This is a genomic window from Limnospira sp. PMC 1279.21 (assembly GCF_032349615.1).
Classification (GTDB): domain Bacteria; phylum Cyanobacteriota; class Cyanobacteriia; order Cyanobacteriales; family Microcoleaceae; genus Limnospira; species Limnospira fusiformis.
In genome coordinates, this window is the sequence record NZ_JARPLU010000275.1 from 1 (window position 1) to 3,990 (window position 3,990).

Annotated in this window: 3 protein-coding genes; 1 reads left to right on the forward strand and 2 read right to left on the reverse strand. The window is 45.7% G+C overall.

The genetic code is table 11. The features are described 5' to 3' along the window. Positions 1 to 200: 200 nt before the first annotated feature. A complete protein-coding gene (locus P5683_RS23305; protein ID WP_006624822.1) occupies positions 201 to 1,793 on the reverse strand; it encodes a hypothetical protein in 1,593 nt (530 codons plus the stop codon). A gap of 355 nt (positions 1,794 to 2,148) precedes the next feature. Then, positions 2,149 to 2,634, reverse strand: a complete 486-nt coding sequence (locus tag P5683_RS23310) for a hypothetical protein (protein WP_006624821.1) — start codon at positions 2,632 to 2,634, stop codon at positions 2,149 to 2,151. Positions 2,635 to 2,783: 149 nt separating this feature from the next. Between P5683_RS23310 and P5683_RS23315 the strand changes: the two genes are divergently transcribed. Further along, the gene (locus tag P5683_RS23315; protein ID WP_006624820.1) at positions 2,784 to 3,638 is read left to right on the forward strand and encodes a LysR family transcriptional regulator; all 855 of its coding nucleotides are present in this window, start codon (positions 2,784 to 2,786) and stop codon (positions 3,636 to 3,638) included. Positions 3,639 to 3,990: the final 352 nt, after the last annotated feature.

Genomic DNA, 3,990 nt, shown 5'->3' on the forward strand with positions numbered 1-3,990 from the left:
TTAGTCATCTCGTCCTCTCCATTATACGTCCTAAGTGTTCTGTCTTGTGCTATATAAACAGTTATGGGGTGGTCAGAAGCGAGCTTCTTGTATTCACCCCAGGGGCTGAAACCCCCACCAGGCGGTTATTTAGGGTATCACAATCCTATTTTATGCCTGAACGTTTCGCACCCGATAATTAATTGATAACAGAAAGCCCCCTAAAAAGTGCGTTCTACCCTCAGTGTTTGACCCGGTGTAAGTTTCTTAATTTCCTCAGTTAAATCTAACCAGGGTTGTAGTTGTCCCGGTTGAAATGTGCGACTCATGACCACATAAATAGAGGTTTGGGAAGCCCCAATTCCTGCACTAATTACACCCTGCCAAGAAGAGGCGGTAATTTCATCTGTCACCAGCCATTGATTATCTTGCCAGAGTAATTTTCGCCGAAAGTGAAACGGTGCATCCTGCTTGCCTGTTATTAACATTTTTTGCAGCATTTTCCGAATTAAGTTGGGAAAAAACCGCCCAAAAGTTAACATGACTACCCGTAACAGGATTAATTTTAAGGGTGACATTTGGGTTTGTTTCGCCCATCCTAACTGCCCTTCGATAGTGATTTCGTCCTGTTCTACTTTGACCTGGTAAGGTTCGATTAGGTGACTGACGGCATTTTTTAAATTTTTCCCCTTGCTAATTTGCAGGGATATTTGAGTGTCAGAAATTACTAATTTATTGTTCCTAAATATCTTGAAAACTCCGCCTTTATTTAAGCCCATATATAACTCAACCCCGGGACGACGTTTGATTAAAATTTGGGCGTCTTTTAACCAAAGACTAGCCACGTCCCGGGGCAGAGGCTGAGGTCGATCGCTCACGAAATCTTGCCAAGCCAGCAGATAATTCCAGGCATGATGCCCAATAATATGATCATCAGCATAGCAAGGACCCAAGCCATTTTTTATACCCTGTAAAAACTGGTCATTAATCCGCAGGGCTTCTGGTAGCCACTTCCCCGCTAACTCAAAACCATGGGGAAAGAAATTATAAGTGTTGCGGCAGCCATATTCCCCGCCATAAGTGCCATCAGGGTGGATGAAATGGGACGCTAATTCTACACCTTTGGCGATCGCATTTTTCACCCGGTCATCAGGTTTAAGGCAGTCCAATTCTGCCAAACAGGAAAGGGTGAGAGTATGATATCCGGGGTCGCAACCCTCATACTCCCGAAACCATCCCTCTTCAGTTTGCCAACTTAAAAGGCGATCGAGTCTCGTCCCTTGTATCCGCCGCCATTTAGAAGTTTGCAGCAGGTTTCCCAACCTTTCCAAAGCTAGAATAATTAACGCCTCATGGTTCGCCAGTTGACCACTTTCGTAGTGGTTAGCCAACCAGTTCGCCCGTCGTTCAAAAAACCTCAGCGCCTCATAATCAACTAACCCCAATAGTCGATAACTTTCCACACAAGCCAGCAAAGAAAACGCCGAAGCCCCCGCCGCCCTTTCATAGGGGAAATAGTCATCACTAGAACCGTCTGCATGGGCGCTGCGGGCTGCAAAAGCTATCCCCGCTTGTACCCATTCCTTGATAGCGGGGTGTTGGTAATAGGAATTATCGGGAACATTGACTTCGTGGGCTAAAGCCAGGGGCCAGACAAACTCCTGGGCCATGCCACTGGGGAAGTCGATAATTTTATAATGCCAGAAGTTTCGGTCAAAACACCCATAGGTCGGACTGTGGGGGTTCCGATCTAGCAAGGTGAGAATTTTAGGAATTTGCCCTAGGGCTTCGATCGCAAATATATCTCTACTCACTTTGGGGTGGCTGAATTAATATGAAACCACATTCTAACTCGAAGTAATCCATCATCAATAATCAATAACTAATTCTATCACGCCTCCCTCTCCCCGGATATTTTGGGGGGTTGACAAACACTGCTCAATTGTGATATTCTGTCAGGAAAATATATAATTTTTTCATAGCTACTTTTTTTTAAATTGTCACTATTCCAATTATCTAAAATTATAGCAGAAACTTACCCAAAAATCAACCTACCCGCCCACAAAAAAAATTTTTTGTAACATTTTTTAACTTTTTGTTACAAAAGTTAACATAATCTGGGAGAGTCCCGGATGGTTGGGAACTCTCCCCCAGATGATGGATAATCCATCAAGCGACGCGCAGGCGTTCAAAGCCGTGTAAGATAGGGGGGCGAGCCTTATCAGAAGTCACTCTATACAGGCGGGAAATTTCGGCGCTATTATATACTCGGAACTCGCTTTCTACAGTAGCCCTGTGGGTACGGATAGCTTGATTCAAGACTAGGGAACCTTCGGGGTCGGATACTGACCGATGGAAGGTTCCTGGGGGAATCCGCAAAATGTGTCGATTAGCGTCTAGTCGGACAATATGATAGGGACATTCCCAAGCGAAATTAACTAGATAGAAAGTACGACCCCCGGAAACAGCCAGTAGGTTATCTTCTTGGTTGGGGTGTAGATAGAACTGCCAGTGGCCATCCTCCGTGTTGTTGGGACTGGTAGCTGGTCCTTCGTGAAAAACCAGATCCCTAGCATTAGAGTTGGGGATGGTGATATCGAAAAAACGCACGCTAGGGGTATCACGGAACTTATGGAAGGGCAGTAACTCGAACATAAATGATTAGAGTAGCGATTAAATTTTTCAGTTCTCCCATAGCTTAATGATCTGATTCGGTATCATGCAAAACTCATTAAGCATAATTTCCATGCGTAAACTGGATGGATGATTGTTAATGACGATGGTCTCCGGTTCGGTCAATTGTTATGAATTTGTTTCATGTGCGGGTGTTAATGGCTGTGGTCGCCAAGGGTAGCTTTTCTGAGGCTGCGCTGGATTTGAATATTTCCCAATCCTCGGTGAGTAGGGCGATCGCATCTTTAGAAAATGAGTTAGGGATTCCCCTATTGTGTAGGGGGCGCTTTGGAGCGCATTTAACCCCCATTGGTGAAAAAGTCCTAGGTCACGCCCAGAAAATCCTGGAACTGCGGGAGACTATCGACCACGAGGTGAATTTGGAAAAGGGGTTACAGGGGTCTAAGGTGCGGGTGGCTTCTTTTCGCAGTGCGGCTACCCATATTTTGCCGCCGAAAGTGGCTGAGTTTCGCAGTCGTTTTCCTAATGTAGAGGTGAAAATTACCGAGACTGATCCTGTGGGGGTGGAACAGGCTTTGCGGACGGGTCAGGTGGATATTGGTTTAGTTCCTTTACCGCGATCTGAAGAGTTTGATACTTGGGAAATTGCCCGGGATGAGTATGTAGTATTATTGCCCAATTCTAAGCAACCAATTCCCCAAAATTTAACCTGGGAAGAGTTGTCAGCTCATGCTTTTATATTGTACAATTATGCTGAGTGTACTTCGGCGGTGCGAGAACATTGGGCTAGGTGGGGACAGACCCTAAAAATTGCCTATGAGATTAAGGAAGATTCTACTATTGTTAGTATGGTGGCTCAAGGTTTAGGGGCCGCAATTCTGCCCCGGTTGGCGGCGCTACCTATTCCTAAGTCGGTGAAAGTGCGATCGCTTCCAGTACCCTTAGAAAGGGCGATCGGCGCGGCTATTCTTAGTAATGGTCTGCATCCTCCGGCGGTTTTCGCCTTCCTCGATGTATTACGTTAGAGACCTGCTCAATTGGTCGGTGGTCTGTATCCCCCCCAATGATTGACAACTCCCTGAGTTATGGTCGAACAGGAAGTCACCTTCCCGAACTCCACTTCAAAACCGTGCTTGCGAGTTTCCCAGCACACGGCTCCTGATATGGACACCCTTTTTCGTAGGAACAGAGTTACTACCCCCTGCTTTCGTACTTCGACTTTTGGAGCTGTATACAACCACGTAGTCTTTAAACTCGCTCTCGTCATAATACTCTTAATCGTCGCAGTACAGCCTTTATCTCAATCATTAAGCACAGTAATAACACTTGGTAAACCAGTTATTCAAACACTGTAAATCCACAAGGCTTACCGCCACT

Excerpts from the sequence above, each read along its gene's own strand:
- P5683_RS23310 (WP_006624821.1), bottom strand. The coding sequence starts at position 2,634 with ATGTTCGAGTTACTGCCCTTCCATAAGTTCCGTGATACCCCTAGCGTG.
- P5683_RS23315 (WP_006624820.1), top strand. The coding sequence starts at position 2,784 with ATGAATTTGTTTCATGTGCGGGTGTTAATGGCTGTGGTCGCCAAGGGT.